Annotated in this window: 12 protein-coding genes; 9 read left to right on the top strand and 3 right to left on the bottom strand. The window is 71.2% G+C overall.

The window, feature by feature from the left end; genetic code table 11:
- Window positions 1–519: 519 nt before the first annotated feature.
- A complete protein-coding gene (locus ACZ7LB_RS31205) occupies window positions 520–681 on the bottom strand; it encodes a hypothetical protein (protein ID WP_471472955.1) in 162 nt (53 codons plus the stop codon).
- A 184-nt stretch (window positions 682–865) separates the two neighbouring features.
- Between ACZ7LB_RS31205 and ACZ7LB_RS31200 the strand changes: the two genes are divergently transcribed.
- From ACZ7LB_RS31200 to ACZ7LB_RS31170, 7 genes are all read left to right on the top strand, one after another.
- Entirely contained in the window at window positions 866–1,759 is an 894-nt protein-coding gene (locus ACZ7LB_RS31200; protein ID WP_471472954.1) for a hypothetical protein, read from the top strand.
- A gap of 517 nt (window positions 1,760–2,276) precedes the next feature.
- Window positions 2,277–4,730, top strand: a complete 2,454-nt coding sequence (locus ACZ7LB_RS31195; protein WP_471472953.1) for a hypothetical protein — start codon at window positions 2,277–2,279, stop codon at window positions 4,728–4,730.
- Window positions 4,727–5,254 (top strand): hypothetical protein, encoded by a 528-nt coding sequence (locus ACZ7LB_RS31190; protein ID WP_471472952.1) that lies wholly within the window; start codon window positions 4,727–4,729, stop codon window positions 5,252–5,254. The genes ACZ7LB_RS31195 and ACZ7LB_RS31190 overlap by 4 nt, the downstream gene beginning before the upstream one ends.
- Window positions 5,255–5,461: 207 nt before the next feature.
- Window positions 5,462–7,987, top strand: a complete 2,526-nt coding sequence (locus ACZ7LB_RS31185; protein WP_471472951.1) for a DEAD/DEAH box helicase — start codon at window positions 5,462–5,464, stop codon at window positions 7,985–7,987.
- A gap of 274 nt (window positions 7,988–8,261) precedes the next feature.
- The gene (locus ACZ7LB_RS31180; protein WP_471472950.1) at window positions 8,262–9,872 is read left to right on the top strand and encodes a hypothetical protein; all 1,611 of its coding nucleotides are present in this window, start codon (window positions 8,262–8,264) and stop codon (window positions 9,870–9,872) included.
- 188 nt (window positions 9,873–10,060) lie between these two features.
- On the top strand, window positions 10,061–11,227 hold the full coding sequence (locus tag ACZ7LB_RS31175; protein ID WP_471472949.1) for a hypothetical protein: 1,167 nt from the start codon (window positions 10,061–10,063) through the stop codon (window positions 11,225–11,227).
- A 402-nt stretch (window positions 11,228–11,629) separates the two neighbouring features.
- A complete protein-coding gene (locus ACZ7LB_RS31170; protein ID WP_471472947.1) occupies window positions 11,630–12,280 on the top strand; it encodes a DUF3223 domain-containing protein in 651 nt (216 codons plus the stop codon).
- A 45-nt stretch (window positions 12,281–12,325) separates the two neighbouring features.
- Here ACZ7LB_RS31170 and ACZ7LB_RS31165 read toward each other — a convergent pair whose 3' ends face one another.
- Complete coding sequence (locus tag ACZ7LB_RS31165; protein WP_471472945.1) at window positions 12,326–13,570, bottom strand: competence protein CoiA family protein; 1,245 nt, start codon at window positions 13,568–13,570, stop codon at window positions 12,326–12,328.
- A 345-nt stretch (window positions 13,571–13,915) separates the two neighbouring features.
- A complete protein-coding gene (locus ACZ7LB_RS31160) occupies window positions 13,916–16,351 on the bottom strand; it encodes a helicase associated domain-containing protein (protein WP_471472943.1) in 2,436 nt (811 codons plus the stop codon).
- Between the two features lie 140 nt (window positions 16,352–16,491).
- Here ACZ7LB_RS31160 and tap point away from each other — a divergent pair, with 140 nt between their 5' ends.
- Both tap and tpg read left to right on the top strand, forming a co-directional pair.
- Window positions 16,492–18,768 carry a telomere-associated protein Tap gene (tap, locus tag ACZ7LB_RS31155; protein WP_471472941.1) on the top strand — a complete coding sequence of 759 codons (2,277 nt, stop codon included), beginning with the start codon at window positions 16,492–16,494 and terminating at the stop codon, window positions 18,766–18,768.
- A gap of 12 nt (window positions 18,769–18,780) precedes the next feature.
- A complete protein-coding gene (tpg, locus tag ACZ7LB_RS31150) occupies window positions 18,781–19,338 on the top strand; it encodes a telomere-protecting terminal protein Tpg (protein ID WP_471472939.1) in 558 nt (185 codons plus the stop codon).
- Window positions 19,339–19,357 lie beyond the last annotated feature (19 nt).

The raw sequence follows: 19,357 nt of genomic DNA, 5'->3' as shown, positions 1-19,357 counted from the left end.
CCCGCGGAGCGGGTAAGAGCCTGCTGCGCAGGCTCCAAGGGAACTCCCGCGCTTCGCGCGGGAGTTGGAAGTGAAACCCCGCGCTTCGCGCGGGGCAACGAAGTGGGACTCATCGCGTTGCGAGGAGTCCGGCTCTGCGCTGCGCTTCGAGCCGTGTTTCCTTCCGTCAGAATTTTTGCTGTATCCGGAGGTTGGCATGGTGCCCTTCCGGCTCTTCGCTTACGCTCCCGAGCCGGCGGCTCCTTCGTCGCTGCGCTCCATGAAGGAGCCTTAGGGTCCGTCCGCTGCGCTCCCGGACCGAGCCCGCGTTCGCGGGCGGCTGGCTGTAGGAAGGGGTGGATCCGGGTGATCGCTCGGCTGTTTCCTTGACTTCAGAACTTTTGGTGAATCCAGAGCTGGGTTGGGTGCTCCTTGAGGTGGATCTGCGATTGAATGGGCGCGGTAGGGAGTGCAGAGAAACTCAACGTCTGTGCAGCAGGGGATGTCTGACATCACCTCAGCCAGGCCGTGCGTGGTCTGTCAGTCGTGCTGCCACCAGGTCACCGCGAGGCCGACCAGGAGGGCGCCGATGTGGCGGACGGCTCCGGTGAGGAGTGCTGTGGAGACGAGGCGCCGCCACGAGGCGGGGGCTGCGTGCTGCTCGTGCGGGGTGGTAAAGGCGGTGCGGTTCCTCTTCGGCATGATGGGTGTCCTTCGTTAGGGCAGGGCGTGGCTGCGCGCCCGCGGGGTGTGGGGTGGTGCAGCGGGCAGTCCGCCGGGGGCCGCCGGTTGGGTGTGCTGCTGGGGCGATCGTGGCAGTCGGGTGGTGGACGCTGCATCCTCAACTGGAGCCCGATTGGCGGGAGAACGATGTAATTTCCACCCCGTGTACACCTGGGAGAGCATCAGCGGACCCGGCACCATCGACGACCTCGTCGCGGACGCCCATGCAGCCGGCTACCCGGACATGACCGTACGGCGGATCCACGACTGGATCGCCAAGGGGCTGCTGGATCAGCCGCGGCTGCGTACCCGGCGCCGGGGTTCGGACAAGGCCGAGCACAGTGCTGACCAGCGTCGGCTGCTGCTGCTCCTGCTGGACAAGCGTCAGCAGGTTGCGCACCTGAACGCGCTCGCGCAGGTGCCGCTGACCCTGTGGCTGTGGTGGGACGGCTACGTGCCGACCCGGCAGGCGCAGCGGGCGTGGGTGACGTGGGTGGGGCGCGGTCGGCGCAGTCAGGAGGTGGCACGTGAAGGTGCCGAGGGGCTGCTGGAACAGGTCGGGCATCCGTTGGCGACGCCGACGGCGCGGGCCCGGTTCGTGCGGATCATCGCGGAGCTGGGGAACGGCAGGGCGCTGACGGTGCGTGGGCGGGCCGAACTGCTGGACGTTGTGCGGGATGTGATGGAGCCGGAGACGGTGTTCGCCGCCAGCGGCCTCGTTCGCGCGCTGGGGCCGGCGGGGGCACCGGTGACCGTCGACAGCGTCGTAACGCAGGTCGTGGCTCTGTGTACGGCGTTGGGCCGGACTCTGGACGGAGGGGTGGGCGGAGCGCTGTTGGAGCGGGTCCGGACGGTCCAGCGTGCTTCCACGGCCGATTACTTCGCCGAACGCGGTGATCTCGCCGCCGAGGCCGGGCAGCTGGCCGGGGTCTTCCGCGAGCCCACCCTTCAGGAGCGGTTCGACCAGGCCGGACGGGAGCTCTTGTTCGTCCTCGGTATGTGTCTGCTCTACCCGGCGCAGCGTGGGACGGGCCTGTGGCCGGGCGTGAGGTTCTGACCGATTCCATAGGTGTCGAATCTGGCGGGGCGTTTCCTGGGCGCGGGCGGCGAGTTGTGCAACGGCGGGCTGCAGAACGGGGGTTCGGGCGAGTGGGGCGGTTCAGGCGGGGTCGCCGGGATGTGGTCTTGGCGGTCTATGCGCGTCCACTAGGCAACTTAAAGTCAGGTTGTATGCACAGGCTGTTATGTGTCAATCTTTCGGGGCACGTCAGTGGTCTCGACGACCTGCCAGCCCCGTGCCGCCGTCGGCGGAGAGGGCGTGAGCCGTGCGCTGTGAAGTTCCGTTCTTTGTGCGGGGGTTTCGGCAGCGCGCCCAGTCTCCGGTGGTGGACTCGAAGGGGCAGACGGTCTTCGCCGGTGCGCGCGCTCAGTGCGTGGCGGTGACGGCGGCCCGTGCGGGTGCTCCTCGGAAAGGAGTGCTTGCGTCTCGGGTGCGTGTCGCACCCGGCAGAGCGTCGGATGCGTTCGTTCGCACCCGGGGTCATGAGGGCTTCCGGGAGAAGGACCGTCTTCCCATGTCTACCCGTAAGTTCCCTTCGGGGCCTTTCTCCTATCCGACCACGCCTGAGTGGGCGGAGAATCTCGTCGAGGCCATCGCCAACACCTGCGCGGCAGAAGGTTTCGCGCCCGTTCCCCGGCAGGCCGTACTGGAGGGGCTGGCTCCGGCGCTCGGCCAGGGCGAGGCCAAGCGCGTCATCGAGCGCCGGCGTGACGGCCGTTTCCTGCTTCCTACCGCTTACCACGTCGAGCAGCGCGGCACGGACGGGGCGTTGCTCGTGCTGAAGGTGGACCTGCACGGGGCGGCGACGCTGCCGTGGGTCATCAACGACCGTACGCGCAGCGCGTGGCTGCATCCCTCCGGCGAGAATCAGGAGCGCTTGGAGGACCTGGTCGAGCAGCAGCAGTTGGTGGCCGCGTGGACGGTCGGTGTGGAGCGGGCGAAGACGGCGCGGCGGGCTCTGGCTTCGACCGCAGCGCCGGAGGAGAAGGACGCGGCGCTCGCCGCGGTCGCGGTCGCGGAGAAGGAGCTGGCCCGTGCGCAGGAGGAGCTGAAGGCCTGTGAGCGGGCGCTGGGCGGCCGGCGGCCGCTGCCTGTGGTGCGGGCCGTCACGCAGGACGGGGTGCCAATGGCGGCGCTCACGACGGAGCCGGTCAGCGCGGCGATGGCCGCCGAGGTTCAGCGTTACGCCGTGGATGTGCTGCGGCGGCGGGCCCGGCAGCGTTCCTACGATCTGGCGGAGTCCCTGGTGCAGGAGGGCCAGCGGGAGTCCACCGTGGTGGTGCTGCAGCGCACGCCGGTGGTCGACGGGGACGGGGACGTGCGGTACGTCTGGCGGGGGCAGCACGCCACGGGCGCCAATCGGTCCGATGCCCGGCTGGAGATCTTCGGGCTCTCGGCGCAGCAGTCGCTGACCGGGGTGCCGCAGTCCGTACTGCGTCTGCCCGGGGAGGAGGAGAACCGGCGGCTGGTGGTGCGGGGGCTGGGTGAGATCCTGCGGCGGATCAGCGCCCTGCTCAACGCCGAGTACGCCGACCCCGACCGGGGTGAGGACGGACGTGCTCAGCGGGCGGTGCGGATCGCCCAGGTGTCTTCCCGTGTTGTCATCGGCGCGAAGCGGCCGGAACGGCTGGAGGAGTCGCTGCGGCAACTGAACGTGAACGAGCATCTGCGTGGCCAGCTGGACTACGAGGACATGGACCGCTCCCTGGGGCTGTGGTCGACTCTCGTCAAGGCCTACCAGGCCGCCGGGCTGCTGGGTGACCTGCTCGCCCGGGAAGTCGCCCAGGGCCGCATGCCGGCCGGTGAGCTGGACGAGGACGCCGTCGCCGATGCCCTGGTCGGGGCCCGCGGCTTGGACGAACTCGCTGTTCTGCTCACGCCGGGCGACGAGGTGAGCGCCATGACGCTGCGGGACGTGGCGGTCCGCTGCGCCACCGTGATGTTGTTCCCGCCGGTCCCGCCGCGTCCCGAGAACCTGGCGCCGCGAGCTCCGATGCCGACCGGCCGGTACTGGCCGGTGGTTCGTGCCGCCCTGCAGGAGGCTTCCTGGGGGCAGGTGAACAGGAGCACCGCCAAGCGGCGGACGGAGATCTGGGCGGCCGTGACCGCTCAGCACTTCCTGCGCCCCGGCCCCCTCGCCGCCGCCGAGCGCCTGTTCGGCAAGCCCGAGGTTCAGTTCGGGGTGCGTCCCGACGCGCGCAGCCTCGTTTCCCTGCTGACCGCCTGCCGACAGGGGGATGACGCGGCCTGGGAGATCCTGGTGCGGCGGCATCTGCTCCCCGGCCTGATCAGCGGGGCTGAGCCGTTCGTCGCGCCCAACGAGGGTTCCTTCCAGAGCGCGGACCGCAAGGGTGAGCGGCGGGCACCGGCGAACTCGGTCCAGGCGCTGGTGAACGCCTGGACCAACCCGCCGGAGAGCATCACCCGCGACCTGCTGATCGCGTTTGCCGTGGCGGTGCTGCGCGCCCCGGACTCCCCGGCCGGAGATGGTCTGGCCCCGGGCACCTTCTGGGCGCCCGACGCGCACGGCGATCCGCGTGAAGGGGTCCTCGCCGACAAGGAATGGTTCGACACCCTGTTCCCCCAGACCTCGGTCCGCAGGACCAGGCGGCCGCAGCCGTCTTCGGCCGACAGCACCATCTCCGCCGCCACCGACAGCGGCGGGGACACCGTTGAACTCGCCGAGGAGGTCCCCGAGTCCGCGCTCGCCCGTATGACCCGCCTGCGCGCGGAACTGGCCTCCCTGGTGGCCAGCAGCACGGTGAACGCCGCCGCCGTCGCCGAGGAGATCAACCAACTCCTGGAGACGGTCGAGGGGGCCGTGCGTGCCCGTGAGGCCTCCGGCGCGCCGGAGGAGCCCGCCGAGGTGCAGAAGCTGTACATGCGGGAATTCGCCGAGATCAAGGCGGAAGCCGGGAAGATCGGGCCGCTGCTGGACAAGGCCGCCTTGGCGGTGATGTCGCTGTGAACGGGGACTGCTGCGCGGAGCCGGTGGCCGGGCCGGTCGTCGACGCGCGGGTGCTGCGGCACGCGTGGACGGCGCTGGGCCCGCTGCGGTGCGGTGACTGGCCCGCCCCGTACAGCCTGCAGCCCCCGCACCGGAAGGAGACACTCGCGGTGCTGGATGAGGTGCTGGCCGGGGTGTATCTGGCGGTAGACGCCGAGGGCCGGCTGCGGTGGCTGGGCAAGGCCCACCGCGACGGCGGCATCGGCGCTCGGCTGCGGGATCACCTCCGGCACCTGGAGCGGGCCCGCGTCTTCACCGGGGTGTTCGTCGTGGACGCCGACCCCTTCAGCCCGCCGCAGGCGATCGAGGCAGCCGAGGGGCGGGCCGCCGACGCCATCGGGCTGCGCAGCCTCATGGGCACCCGGCGGTGGCCGACGGTCACCCAGGCGCAGTGGCTCGCCCTGGTCACCTCCCGGCCCGGGCGGCGCGTTGTGCCGCCTCGGCGTGACGGTGACAGCAACGGCCGAGGCGGCGTACCGGACTGACGGGGCCGAGCACGGTCCCGCGAGTGGGACTCCCCCTCCGCGGCGGGGTGCCGGGAGGCACGCCTGCAGCGGAGGGGGCAGCGGGGGCCGCACCGGGGGGCAGGGGCAGGGGACGACGCCGCAAGGCGTCGTCCCCTGCGGCGGAATGGACAACGAAGGGGCCCAGGCGCCATGGCGCCGCCTGGGCAAGGGAGAGGGGACAGCGGGATGCCGCTGAACTGGGATCTGATCGGCCCGGGAGACAGCGAGGCGCTGCTGCGGCCGAGGGACATCTACGCGGGGCTCGCCAGCAGGCCGTGGCCGTATCTGCGGCACGAGCAGGGCGAGGTCCTGGACAAGTGGTTCGACCGGCGTGAGCAGCGGGATGTGGTGATCAAGCAGAACACCGGCGGGGGCAAGACGGCCGTCGGCCTGCTGATCGCCCAGAGCACCCTGAACGAGGGCGTGGGCAAGGCCGTGTACCTGACGCCGGACAACTACCTGGCCAAGCAGGTCCGCCAGGAGGCCGCCAGGCTCAGCATCGCCACCACGGACGATCCGTACGACCCGGCGTTCACCACCGCGCAGGCGGTCCTGGTGACGAACTACCAGAAGCTGCTCAACGGCAGGTCGGCATTCGGCGTCGTCGGAGACGGCAAGGAGCCGGTCGACCTGGGCATCGTCGTCGTCGACGACGCGCATGCCGCGCTGGCCCGGACCGAGGACCAGTTCCGGCTGCGGGTGCCCGCCTCGCACGAGGCGTACGGCAAGCTGCTGGAGCTGTTCGCGGACGACCTGCGGCACCAGTCGGCCAACGCCTGGGCGGGGCTGGAGGACAAGGACCCCACCGCGCTGGCACCGATCCCGTTCTGGGCGTGGGCCGACAAGCACGACGAGGTGCTGAAGATCCTGCGCCCGCACCGGACGGAGCGGGCCTTCGAATTCGTGTGGCCCCTTCTGGCCGAGGTGCTGCACCTGTGCACCGCGACGGCGACAGCGACGGCGATCGAGGTCAGGCCCTCGTGCCCGCCGATCGACCGCATCACCTCGTTCGTGCGCGCCCGCCGCCGCGTCTATCTGACCGCGACGCTCGCCGACGACAGCGCCCTGGTCACCGACTTCGGTGCCGACCCCGAGCTCGTCGCCCAGCCCGTCACGCCGGGCAGCGCCGCCGACCTCGGGGAGCGGATGATCCTGGCGCCGGTGGCCCTCAACCCGGACCTGGACGACGAGGCCGTGCGCGTGCTGGCCCGCCAGTTCGCCGACGGGGACCAGGACGGCGACGGCATCGCCGAGACCGACCCGGTCAACGTCGTCGTGCTGGTCCCCAGCGAACGCGCGGCCGCTGCCTGGACCCGCCACGCCCACTACATCTGGCGGGTCGACGACCTCGAGGCCGGTGTGAAAAGGCTCCAGTCCGGACGACCCGTGGGCCTGGTGGTGCTGGTCAACAAGTACGACGGCGTCAACCTCCCGGCCGACGCCTGCCGCCTGCTGGTCCTCGACCAGATCCCCCGGCCCCTGGACTCGGTGGAGCGGCGCGAGGCCGTCGCGCTGGCCGACAGCACCGTCCGCCTGACCCGCGAGGTCCAGAGGATCGAACAGGGCATGGGGCGCGGTGTACGGGACGGCGAGGACTACTGCGCGGTCCTGCTGCTGGGTGCCAAGCTCGCCACGGCCATCCACGACGCCCGCCACCTGGCGCTGTTCTCCCCCTCCACCCAGGCGCAGCTGAAGCTGAGCCGGGACATTGCCGGCCAGATCAAGGGCGAAGGGCTGGACGCGGTGAGGCAGGCGCTGCGGTCCTGTCTGACGCGGGTGCCGCAGTGGCGCGAGCGCAGCCGGCGGGCGCTGGCGGAGGTGCGCTACGCCGAGCACGGGACGGTGCGGCCGGAAGCCGTCGCTCTGCGGGAGGCGTTCGACTTCGCGGCCACCGGCCGCCCCCAGGCCGGGGCCGAACGGGTGCAGAAGGCGGTCAACGACATCGGCGAGAACGACAAGGCGCTGCGGGGCTGGCTGCGGGAGCAGAAGGCCGCATACCTGCACCTGACCGACCCCGTGGCCGCCCAGCAGGCCCTGGCCGGCGCACTCGCCGACAACACCTTCGTCCTGCGGTCCGTACACGGCGCCGCCCCCGTGCGGCTCAAGGCGGCCGCGGTGCAGTCCCGCGCCGCCGCTGAGTTCCTCGCGGACCGCTACCGCGACGGCGTCCGTCTGAGGCTCGGTGTCCAGGCGCTGTTCGAGGAAGTGGTCTGGGGCGATGACGAACGCTCCGACGACGCCGAGGTGGCCTGGCAGAGCCTGGGTGAGCATCTCGGGTTCGCCAGCAGTCGCCCGGAGAAGCTGTACGGCACGGGCCCGGACAACCTGTGGGCGCTCACGGCCGCGCGGCAGGCCGTCATCGAACTGAAGACAGGCTGCACCACCGACACGATCGCGAAGAAGGACATGGACCAGCTCGGGGGCAGCGTCCGCTGGCTCAACGACCACAACCCGGAGGTGGAAGCCGTGCCGGTCATGCTGCACCCCAGCCGGGCCGCCGACGCCAAGGCCACCGCGGTGCCGGGCATGCGTGTCATCACGCCCGAGCTGTTCGAGAAGCTGAAGGATGCCATGACGGCCTACGCGGCCGCGCTCGCCTCCAGTCCGGACCGGTGGGCCAACGAGCAGGCCGTCCGCGAGCAACTCGCGCACCACAAGCTCACCGGCGACCGGTTCCTCACCGCCTACGCCGAACCCGTGTCACCCTCCTGACACCGTCCCCGGCCAGGGCCCCGGGCCCGCCTCGTCTTCTGGCGGGCCCGTCCCGGTCAGCGGGCGGCAGGTACGGCCGCTCCTTCAACAACCCGATGGGCAGCCGGCCTGGCGGATGCTGGCGCGGCGGCGCCCTTGGCCAGGAGGGGCGTCTGGACAGTGAGTTCGACGTAGCTGGGCAGGGTGTGGTGTCAGTGGGGGTTCGTAGGGTGGGCCTGTGGTGAGAGTTCCGTGGGAGAGGCTGGCCGAGAATCCCAGACTGTCGGAGTCCTTGGTGACCTTGCTGGTGATGCGGCTGCGGGAGCGGGCGCAGCCGGTCGACGGGACGGGCGGTGACGGCGGCCGGGATCTGTTCGAGTACACCGCCGACGACAAGCTGGTCGTGTACGAGGCGAAGTCGTTCACCGGCCGCATGACGCCCGGCCGCCGCCGGCAGGTACGGGAGTCTCTGGTGTCTGTGGCCCGTCACCAGCCGGATCACTGGGATCTGCTCGTCCCGATCGATCCGAACCCTGCCGAGCAGGCCTGGTTCGACGGCCTGCGCGGCGAGTTCGAATTCGTGCGGCACTGGCGGGGACTCAGCTGGCTGAACGAGAAGTGTGCGGCTCATCCCGGTCTGGTGCGCTACGCGTTGCAGGAATCGGCCGACTACATCCTGGAACGGATCGCCGAGGCGCGTGCCGAGCGCGACGTGCTGCACGGCGGGATCAGCGACTACCTCGAGCGGGCCCGCGCGCTGCACGGGAGAGTCCAGGAGATCTCCCCGCACTATGCGGTGCAGACCCTTCTGGATGCCGACGGCCGCACGGTCGTGCACCTGTCGCCCCGCGGGCCCGACCCGGACGGGCAGGGCGCGATCCGGCTCACCGGCCCGGTCCGTTTCGCCGGGCACGACCCGCAGGAGACCCGTCGAAAGCAGCGGTTCGAGGAGGTCATGCGCTTCGGCGGAGAGGTGGAGCTGAGCGCGGACAATCTCGCCGAGGCCACGCTGTCGGGTCCCGCAGGGCTGGGGCTGGAGCGCGTCGCGGTGGGTGGTGTGCGCATCTCCTCGGCCCGGCAGGAGATGACACCGCCGCTGCAGGGGCAGGTCGCGGTCCAGCTGCCCTCGGGTGTTCCGCTCGTCTCCCTGCCCGTGCGCTTCACGCAGCGGGTGAGCGGCTCGGACGGCGGCATCCTGTACGGCAGCGACATGACCGGGGTGATGCGCGTGCGGCTGCGCTACAGCCATTGCGACCGCTCCGCCCAGCTGAAGTTCACCTTCCAGCCGCCTGAGGCGGCGATGCCGCTGATGCTGGTGCCCGCGCTCAGACTGCTCAGCCATGCCACGGCTGGCTATGTCATGGAGCTGGCCTTCGTCGGCGAGCCGGCCGGCCGGGTGCGGGCGCCGGTCAGCACCGGGATGACGCCTGTGGGCTGGGAGTCGGGCGAGGCCCGGCTGTGGGCCGACGCCTTCGACGACCTGAGCCGGCTGCAGAGCAGGACGGGCCGCTTCTTCCCGGTCCCCGACAACTTCACCCAACGCGATGCGCGCGAGGTCAAGGACATGCTCGCCCTTCTCGACGGGGAGGAGACCGTGCTGCGGGGCAGCACCGTGTCGGTGGGCGTCGACAGCGCCGAGGTCCTCGACAAACTGGGCGACATCCGCGCCGGGATGTTCCGCGTCACCGCCGGCTACCAGGGCCTGCTCTTCACCCTTGGCGAGCAGCAGATCGACCTCGGGCCCTGCACCGAGATCTATACGATGGACAAGAAGATCCTCAACATGAAGGAGGCGCGGCGGGACCTCGCCGCGCACGGGAACGCAACCGTGACGATGCGCGTCGCCAAGCGCTTCCCGCCCGTGCGCTATCTCGGGCCCCTGCGCGACAGCGGCGCCGAAGGGTGACAGGCGAGAGCGCCGCGCCGGATCCCACGGGCACGATCAGAACGGGGCGCGGCGGTTCGGCAGTCGTGCGGGACGCGGCCATGGCGGGCAAGCCCTCCCACCGAGTCCCTGCAGACGACGGTGGCGCGGGAGGCAGAGGAGAAGAGGCAGGAAACGGACTCTGGCGGCCGTGCTGCTGGCGGCCGACGATGTCCTGCAGGATCACGACGGGGGTGGGCGTGGAGCTGACGGCGTTCTTCAGCAGCGGTGACGGATGGGCGCAGCCCTGGGTACTCGACATCGAACTGGTCGAATCCTTGCGGTTCGGTCCGCCGGCCGGGCACACCGACCTGGACGTGGCGATCGCGCTGACCCGGCTGCTGCACCACGACTTCGTCTCCTACGGCACCGACGGCCAGGGCCGGCACCTGGACGACGACAGCGCGCCTTTGATCATCAAGGCGCACCGCGCCGTCTTGGAGCGCCTGGCCCTGGAGCCGCCCGCCTGGCCGTTTCGTACCTTCGACGGACCGCGCGGGTTCGGCACCTACTGGCGCGCCAACGATATGAGCGGCAGTTGGAAGGCGCGGCGGGACTGCATCGAGCTGATCCTCGGCCCCACGCGGGACGCGCTGGAGGACCTGGAGGAGCTGGAGTACGAACGGCGTTTCACCAAGGGGCCGTCGGGCAGCTTCAAGAACCTGATCTTCGCCGCCGACGGGGTCAAGCCGGAAATCGTGCTGCGGGACGCGGTGAACAACGAGGTCGAGATCGTCCGTCACGCCGACACGTGCCTGGTGTTCACCGACCCCCTGCCCCCGCACGGGCTCACCTGGCGGCAGATGGTCGCCTGGTGGCAGAAGAACCACCAGCCGGACGCCGACGAGAAAACGGCCACCGACGGCCTGTACCGGCGTCTGTACCGGTCGCTGGACTCGAAGCCCGAGCAACTCCTCATGATCACCTACTGCGCCCGGTACGCCGAGGAAGGCGGCTTCGACCTGCCCGCGCTGATCCCCCAGGTCTACCTCCACTACGACCCCTACACCCGCAGGAGCGGCAAGCAGTCCGGTGCGCTGTACCGGCAGCGGATGGACTTCCTGCTCCTGGCCCCGGACCGCGCCCGCATCGTCATCGAGGTCTACGGCGTCCAGCACTACGGCCGCCCCAACCCGTCCGACGACAAGGGGCGGATCACGCACACCGCCGTACCGCGGCTGTACGCGGAGATGGTCGCCGAGGACCGCCGGCTGCGGCTGGCCGGGTACGAGATCTACCGCTTCGGCGGCTGGGAACTCACCCAGCCGCACGCCGAACGGCTGGTGGAGGACTTCTTCACCGACCTCCTCGCCCGACACCGGAAACCGGCCCTGTAGATCGGTGTCGTCTCGCTGTGGATGTCAGGGCACCAGGCGCGGCAGACAATCGAGGGTGTGGCGGACTGCGGTGCGGGCGGCGGCGGTGGGAGGCGAGTGTGCGCGCCCGGTACCGACGGACGACACCTGCCGCGCACTGGCACGGGCGGGAGGCGTGCGGCGCTGCTCAGCGGCGCGCCGCGCACATCCCGTGGGGGCCGGTTTGCGAGGTGTCCGCACCTGTTCCCCGGCGGAGGTCAGGTCTGCAGGCCGGTACACGGGGTAGCGGCGCCGCAGCCCGACTTCCAGTGATGTATCCGGCAACTCGGCAGAAACGCTGGATTATCCGAGGGATACTCGTGCACGAGCCCCCGCTCTCAGCGGGCGCCTCGCAACGGCTATCGGTGGCACAGGAGTTGAGACATGCCGGAATTCCGGATCGGGCATCGCCGGTACCCCACGAAGCAGGCGGCCGGGGACGCCGTCCGTGCGGTGCTCTACGGGTACGAGGTGGGAAGCACGGTGGACCGGCCGGCAGATCACCTGCTTCTGCTGGACCTTCTCGGCCTGCACGAAGAAGCCCCGGACAAGATCGGTTCGGGTGTGGACTCCTTCGTCATCGCCCCGCCCTTGCGTGGCCCCCATCCGGGCTTCGCGGTCGTCCGCACGGACGGCACCCGCATCGACTTCTCCTACCTGGCGTGCCTGAAGCCGCCCACCTACCGCCAACAGGTCTCCAGCGCGATGCGCGCCGAGGTCGAGGACCAGGTGAACGCCTACTTCACCGCCCGGGTGGCGGCGGGCTCCCTCGTGTCGGACCAGTCCGGCGCACCGCTCGACTACGGCGACACCCACGTCAGCTACTTCCGCGGACCGACCTTCGCCGAGATCGCCGCCACCTTCGCCGCGGCGGTCGGCGGCTGGGACGCGATCGAGCTGAACTCCTCCGCAGACCAGGGCATCGGCACGTTCACCGACCGCGCCCTCGCCGAGCGGTGGCGCCGCCACCACGCTGACCACGCCATGCTCGGCCTGCTGTCGTCGCAGGAGAACCTGCGCCGGCCGCGCGCATGACGGCCGCACCCGTCCCGGCCGCGCAGGACCGGGCATCGCGCCTGTCTACGCGTCGCTGGAGAGGCAGAGGTTCGTGATCCGGGCTCGCGGCGACATCACCCCGGCCAGCTGACGGGCTTCCTGCTCATCACGCACCACAATATGCTGGAACTCCAGCTGCGGTGACAGACAGACCAGTTCGGGACAGGGACGCACGATCCCGTACAGGGCGCGCAGCCGCCCCGTCGTGAAGAGCGGGATGCCGTAGGCGAAGCTCTCGGACACCTGGGGCCTCTCGGGGATCTCCACCCGTACCTCTTCGTCGTGCCAGGCCCGTTCGGCGACCGCAGCGAATAGCTCGGCACGCTGCCGTGGTTGCACGTCCTGCCACCACGCCCGTGCCACCTCCACCGCCCGACCGGCCAGCTCCTCCCGCTTCGCGGCCTCCAGCTCGCGCTGCCGCCGCCATGCCTGCTCCAAGCGCCGCTGCTCCTGTGCCAGGGCACGGCGGGTCTCTTCGTCTTCGGGAGCCGGCACGGGCGGACTCTGGCGGCGCCGCTGGAGTTGCTGCCTGCGCTGGAGCTCTTGCTGCTGGCGGGCGGCGCGGCGGTCCGCGGCCTCCCGACGGGCTCTGTCGGCCCGTTCGGCCTGCTCCTGGCGTCTGCGGTCGTGCTCGTTCTGCGCGCGCTCGGACTGGGCGGAGGTCCACCACAGGCGACGCTGCACGTAGCGGCCGAGGCCGGAGCCGCGTTGTACGGACGTGTAGTGCGGCAGGCTGGCGACGGGGGTGACGCTGCCGGACAGCACCCATCTCACGAACCGCCCCAGGTCCTGCGGTTTGAACTCCCATGTCCCGGCGGCGGCGTCGAATCCTCCCAGTCCGTCGACCACCCTCCAACACTGCCCGTGCTGGCCGGGGGCGCTGACGGGGGCGCTGACCTGTACAGCCGGGACCACGTCGATCCACGGGGGTGCCTGGGGGCCCGGGGACGCCCAGCACACGCCGATGCCCTCGGCTGCGTAGCGGGCGGTGCGGGCCAGGATGTCCCGGTCGGTGATCGGTGAGAGCTGTGCTTCCCAGGCGATGCGCCTGCTGCCGTCGGGTGAGGACGCCATTACGTCTGCGCGCCATGCGCCGTCACCTCCCGCCACCTCGAGGACGGCGTGCCATCCGGCGCTGCGGACCGCCGAGGCCAGCTCGAGCTTGAGCATGTGGTGTTCCCACGATTCGCCGCCCAGTTCGCAGGTGCCGTCGCGGCCCGGGTCGTGGCAGAAGAACCGCACCCCTTGCGGGGAGTGCTTGGCATGCACGGCCCACCCGCATCCAGGGCAGGCCAGGGGAACGCGGGGCCGCACCTTGTAGACCTGGGCCCAGCTCATCGCGCACCCGAGATCAGGCTGGGTGGCATCCAGTCGGCCGGCTTCTGGGTGCAGTGCGGTGAACGGCACGGGCTCGTGACCCCCGGGAATCTGGCGCGCAGCGCGGTGGATCCGTCGCAACTGCAGATAGCACGCGCCACTGACACACCGTGCTGAACTGCAGATATCCGATGCCCCCCGGAGCCATCGAGGAGGGCGCCGGGCTCGATGGCCTGCAGGCACTGGTCTCAGCGGGGTCTCGGGCTTTTCCTGCGGCCGCACCAGCCGGGGCAGGGCCTACACCAGAACGGCCGGCACGGCGTCCTCGGCCGTCCAGTCCCCCTCGAACAGGGCGGCGACGAGGCGGACGTGATGGTCGGGGAGCTGGTCGGCGCGGTGCCGGTGGCGGGCCTTGGCGAGCCAGGCGCCGAGTTTGACGGTGTCGCCGTCAACGCGGATGGTCTCGCGGGCGGCGGGGGTGCGGCCTTCGCGGTGCAGGAAGAGTTCTAGGAGTTGGACGGTCTCCTCGAAGGTGCGGCGGGCGCGTCGGGCGGGGGCGAGGGGGTTGGTGTCGGGGGTGAGGTCGAGGGCGGTCATCAGTTGCTGCTGGCCGGGGGTGAGGGTGGGCCAGGTGGTGAGTTGGCGGTGCAGCCAGGAGCCGATCTTCACGCTGGCCAGGAGGGTGTCGCGGGTGAGGGTGGCGGGGTCGGCGCCGGTGGCGAGGTGGGCGCGCAGCAGGTGGTATTTGCGGTGCCAGTCCGCGCCGTGCGGCAGGCGCCAGTCGGCGGCGAGGGCGGCGAGGGCCTCGGCGCGGGCGGTGTCGAGTTCGTTCTTGGCGGCGAGGTGGCGTTGTTCGGCGAGCCAGGCGCCGACCGGGGTGGTGGCCGGGGCCGCGAGGTGACCGTGGGCGCGCAGGTAGTCGGCGGCGGCGGCCAGGCGGGCGCGCCAGGCGGCGTCGTGCTTATCCCAGATCATGCCCAGGGCGTCGAGTTCGGCGATCCAGTCGGCGTCCAGGCGGCCGGCTTTCGCGGCGTCGCGCATGGTGGTGATGAAGGTGCCGAGGGTGTAGCCGGTGGGGTCCACGTGGTCGGCGGGGACGTCGAGGTGGCCGTACTGGTCGCGGTAGGAGCGGGCGGCGGCGAGCCCGAGGCGGCGGGAGCGGGAGACGGCCGGGTCGCGGGGGTCGAAGGAGACCAGGTCCATCGCCTGGGCGATGCGTTCGGGGTGGACGGTGAAGTCGAAGTGCCAGCGCCGGGCGATGACGTCGCTGGTCTCCTTGGGCAGGCGGTTGGCCTTGTCGGGGAGGCGTTCGAGGATGCGGTGGTCGTGGCTGGCCAGCGCGCAGGCGATCGCCCACACCGGCTCATACGCGGTGCCCAGGATGTTCTCGCTGTCCGTGCCGGGCGGGATGTAGACGGGGACGATCAGCGAGGCGGTCTTGCCGGAGACGTCCATGCGCAGGGCGCGGCCGAGGGCCTGGACGCAGCGCACGACGCTGCGGGTGGGGTCGGCGAAGGCGATCGCGTCCACGCTGGGGATGTCGACGCCTTCAGCGATCAGGCGGGAGTTGGCGAGGATCGCGACGTCGGCGGCGGCGAAGGCAGCGAAGATGTCGCCCCGTTGGGCGGGGGTGTGCTCGCCGTGGGCGAAGAACAGCTTCGGGTCGATGCCGGGGACTAGGTGGGGGTCCGTCCGGCGCAGCAGGCGCAAGGTGTGCGGGAGTTCGCGGGCGAAGCGGCGGGCGTCGGAGACGAGGTTGAAGTAGACCAGGACCTTCTTCAGGCCGTGCTCGGTCATGGTGCGCAGGACCGCCAGGTGCAGGGCGGTGGTGCGCAGCGCACTGTCGTCTGTCGCCTCCCAGGCGGCGGTGCCGGCCGCAGGCGTGGTGCCGGGGGCGGGCAGGTTCAGGCGGCGGCGCAGGTCGGTGTCGGTGAGGGTGGGCACCACGATCCGGTAATCCGCCGCCCGGCCGTCGGCGACTGCCTGCGCGAGGGAGTATTCGACGACCTTCTTGCCGTAGGCGGCCTCGTTGTCCATGGAGTTGGCGAACGCGTCCACGTCCGGCCCGGCCAGGCGTCGGCGGCGCGGGCGGGTGGTGTCGGCGGACTCCGCCAGCTCGGGAGCGGCGAAGATGCGGGGTGTTGCGGTCATGTAGAGGCGGCGATCGGCGTGGATGCGCTTGGCGTCGTTGACGATCGCCCACTTCTTGTCGGCCCGGCCGGCAATCCGGTGCGCTTCGTCCATGACGGCCAGGTCGAACGGCGGGACTGCGTACCCCGTCTTCTGGGTTTCCTCGATCTTGTTCAGGGAGTCGTAGGTGCAGATCACCGTCAAGGCCGGGATCTGATCCTCTGCCTCTCCCACCACCGACATCAGCCCGCCCAGCGCGTGCGGGTCGGTGGTCGACATGACGCGGGCGGCCACCAGATCGTCGCGGCCGGCCACGTCCAGGGAGGAGACGATCACCATGTGCTCGCCGTGGCCGTCCCGGCGCCAGGCCAGCGCGGTCTGCGCCGCCAGGTCCAGGGTGGGTACCACGAACAGCACCAGCCGCGCGGCGAGTTCGTCCGCGACGCGGATGGACACCAGCGTCTTCCCGGTCCCCGTCGCCGACACGAACAGTCCCCGCGTCCCCGGGCGGCGCAGGTGTCGTACAAGCCGGTTCACCGCGTCCGCCTGGTCGGGGAAGAGCTGGGACCGCTCGGGGCGGCCGGGGCGCGGCACCACAGTCATGCAGCTCTTCCTTAACTCCTGAAGCGGACGGTCGGAGGCCTTACGGACACTACCACCCCGAACGCCATCAGTACGTAAAATGTACGTGATACGTACGCGACAGGTCGGCTTCATGGGTAGGATAAGAGTGGAGGTGTTTCATGTCCGAGTTGTTCGATGCCGTGGACGCGCTGGTCGCGTCCCGGTCCCCGCTGCCGCCGCCGGCGGAGCGCAGGAGGTTGCGCCAGGCTCACGCGCTCACCCTGGACGAGGTGGCCACCGCGCTGAAGGTGCGGCGGGCGACCGTCGGTGGCTGGGAATCGGGCAAGACCGAGCCGCGACCGCCGGAGCGGGAGGCGTACGCGCGCCTGCTGGAGCAGCTCGCCAAGCTCTACCCCGCCTCCGAGAGCACCGGTGTCCCGCAGGAGGACACCGCGGTGCCGCAGCCCGCTGCGGCGTCCGCAGCCCAGGCCGCAGCCGCGGCGCCGTCGACGCCCATGGTGAGCCCTGCGACGCCGTCGAGAGGCGGGGCACCGGACGCTGCGGCCACAGCCGGGCCAGAGGAGTCTCCCTCCGCTCCCCCGGAGGCCGTTCGGGCACCGGCCGCCGGGTTGCGTCCGCGTGCCGAGCGGGCGTCGCACGGCTCGCGTCGTCCGGGTGCGAGCAAGGCCTCCCCGGCGAACACGCCCGCACCCGGCGGCGCGTACGCGCACGGCCCGCTGCTCGTCCTCGACGCAGACGCCGACCGGCATGTGACCGGCTACGGCGTCGGCGGTCTGATCCTGGACGTACCCGCCAAGTCCCTGCCCGCCCTGATCGAGTGGACGCTGGCCGAGGCGCAGCTCGGGGCGGAGAGGCTGCACGGTTCGGGCAAGGACGCCGACCCGCTGCTGGTGCTCACCGAGGCCGCGTGCGAACGCTACGGCCTGCCCGGTCAGCTGTCGGAGTCCGAACGGCTCGCCGGGCGGCTGACAGAGGGGCACAAGGTCATCAAGCAGCTTCAGCAGGCCGACTGGCAGCTCACCAAGCGGGGGCTGGGGCCGTGGGCGCGGATCTACCGCCCCGCCCAGGGGGGCCGTCGAAGTTGCGTGCAGCTGTGCATCCCCTCCTGGCGCGCCCTGGACGGCCGCGCGTGGGATCATGCCGCGCAGCTTCAGCCGGCGGAGCTGGCCCGGGTGCTGGGCGTCTACGCGCAGCGGGTGATGACGCCGGTGGGTTCCACCGCAGTGACGGGGCTGCATCTGATGACCGCGCTCAACCCGCCGACCCGCGCCAGCGAGCCGGACGCCGACGGCCGGCGGCACCGCGAGCACCGGCCCGGGTCGCTGGGAACCGAACCGATGGACCCGGCGCCGTGCGAGGCGAGCGACGGACACCCCGTCCTCGCTCATCTCCCCCGCTTCCACGTACGCGGCCCCGACGAGAAGCTGTTCGAGGAGGCCTACGACTGGGCACGGGATCTCACCGACGCCGAGTGCATGAAGCGCTACCTGGTCGGCCTCGACGTGAACCTGTCGTTCGCCGCAGGCGCCAATGGTTGCGTCGTCGGTCTGGCCACGCCGCCGGTGCACGTCACCCGGCCCGCGTTCGGCCCGGCGCTGCCCGGCTCGTGGCTGGTCGACCTCTCCCACGTCGATCCGTCCCGGGTGAAGGTGGGCAAGCAGTGGCGGGACCTCGACGGGGACCTGCTGCCCAGCCCGTTCACGCCGACCGGCCAGCGCCCGGCGGGTCCGGCCTGGTACGCCACCCCGACGGTCGCCTACGCCGTCGAGCTCGGCTACGACGTCGCCCCGCTTCAGGCGTGGGTGCGCCGCGAGAGCGGCCGGTTCCTGGACGGCTGGTACAAGCGGCTGCGCGACGCCTACGTCGCGACCATGTCGGATCTCGGGGTGGGCGAGAAGCTGTCCCCGCAGGAGTTCTTGGAGGCGATGGACGGCTACAAGAGCCGTGATCCGGAGCTGGGCATCGTCGTGGACGCGGTCAAGATGACCGTCAAGGGCGGCATCGGCAAGCTGCGGGAGAAGGCGCGCGGCGGCGGCTGGAAGCCGGGACAGGCCTGGCCCGCCCTCGCCCGGCCCACCTGGCGGCCCGACATCCGCGCCGCCGTGATCTCCCGGGCGCGGATCAACATGCACCGCAAGATGGTCGCCCTTGCCGCGGCCACCGGGCAGTATCCGGTCGCGGTCCTGTCGGACTGCGCCGTCTACGCCGCCGACGGGCCCAGCCCGCTCGACGTCCTGCCCTACGACTCGGGCGGCAAGACCGTGCCCGGCAGCTTCCGGCTCGGCGTCAGCCCGGGCATGGTCAAGCACGAGGGCACCCAGAGCGTGCTGTGGGGCGCCAACGTGCTCGAGCAGCTCGCCGGCGACGGCCATGTCGCCAACCTCGCCCGGTACATCAAGACCGGTGAGGTCACCGCCAAGGACACCGGAGAGTAGGAGAATCGCGGCATGGTCACGGTCGGGGAAGGACTCGACAAGGCGGTGCAGGGGGCGTTCACCCGTCCCCTACCCAAGTCCGCCGGGGCACAGATGCGTTACCTGGTCCGGCAGCACCAGCGCAGTACCCGGCGGGTGGCCGAGCTCCTCGGCGTCAGCCAGCGCACCGTCGAGCGGTACGTGAAGAACCAGATCAAAACCCCCCGCCCGGAGCTCGCCGACCGGCTCGAACGCGAGGTCCGCGCCCGCTGGCAGCCGCAGATCCGTGCCAAGGCCAAGCAGGCCGCGGCCACCACCGGCGGCATCATGATCGATGTCCAGGGACGCTTCGGCTACACCGCCGCCCCCGGCAGCACCGACGACGCCCGCGTGCGTCACCTCACCCTCGCCCTGCCCCCACAGCACGCCGCCCGCCTCTTTACGGCCCAAGACGGCGGCGCCACCGAGGACCAGCTCCGCCGCATCGCCGCCGAGGCCCTGGGCGAGGTCTACTTCCGCGACAACGGCCGCCGCGCCCACGGCCTCGAAGTGGAACTCACCGACCTGATCGACCTGGAATTCGAGCTGTAGTCCTTCAGCACATAGACGG

The sequence above is a fragment of the Streptomyces sp. NPDC107521 genome, assembly GCF_055598485.1.
The sequence above is the reverse complement of the archived record's forward strand: the minus strand, read 5'-3'. Positions and strand labels throughout refer to the sequence as shown.

What these genes read in the sequence shown, in the direction of transcription:
- ACZ7LB_RS31205 (WP_471472955.1), bottom strand. Translation starts at nt 681, where the DNA reads ATGCCGAAGAGGAACCGCACCGCCTTTACCACCCCGCACGAGCAGCAC.
- ACZ7LB_RS31195 (WP_471472953.1), top strand. Translation starts at nt 2,277, where the DNA reads ATGTCTACCCGTAAGTTCCCTTCGGGGCCTTTCTCCTATCCGACCACG.
- ACZ7LB_RS31185 (WP_471472951.1), top strand. Translation starts at nt 5,462, where the DNA reads ATGCCGCTGAACTGGGATCTGATCGGCCCGGGAGACAGCGAGGCGCTG.
- ACZ7LB_RS31175 (WP_471472949.1), top strand. Translation starts at nt 10,061, where the DNA reads ATGTCCTGCAGGATCACGACGGGGGTGGGCGTGGAGCTGACGGCGTTC.
- ACZ7LB_RS31170 (WP_471472947.1), top strand. Translation starts at nt 11,630, where the DNA reads ATGCCGGAATTCCGGATCGGGCATCGCCGGTACCCCACGAAGCAGGCG.
- ACZ7LB_RS31160 (WP_471472943.1), bottom strand. Translation starts at nt 16,351, where the DNA reads ATGACTGTGGTGCCGCGCCCCGGCCGCCCCGAGCGGTCCCAGCTCTTC.
- tap (WP_471472941.1), top strand. Translation starts at nt 16,492, where the DNA reads ATGTCCGAGTTGTTCGATGCCGTGGACGCGCTGGTCGCGTCCCGGTCC.
- tpg (WP_471472939.1), top strand. Translation starts at nt 18,781, where the DNA reads ATGGTCACGGTCGGGGAAGGACTCGACAAGGCGGTGCAGGGGGCGTTC.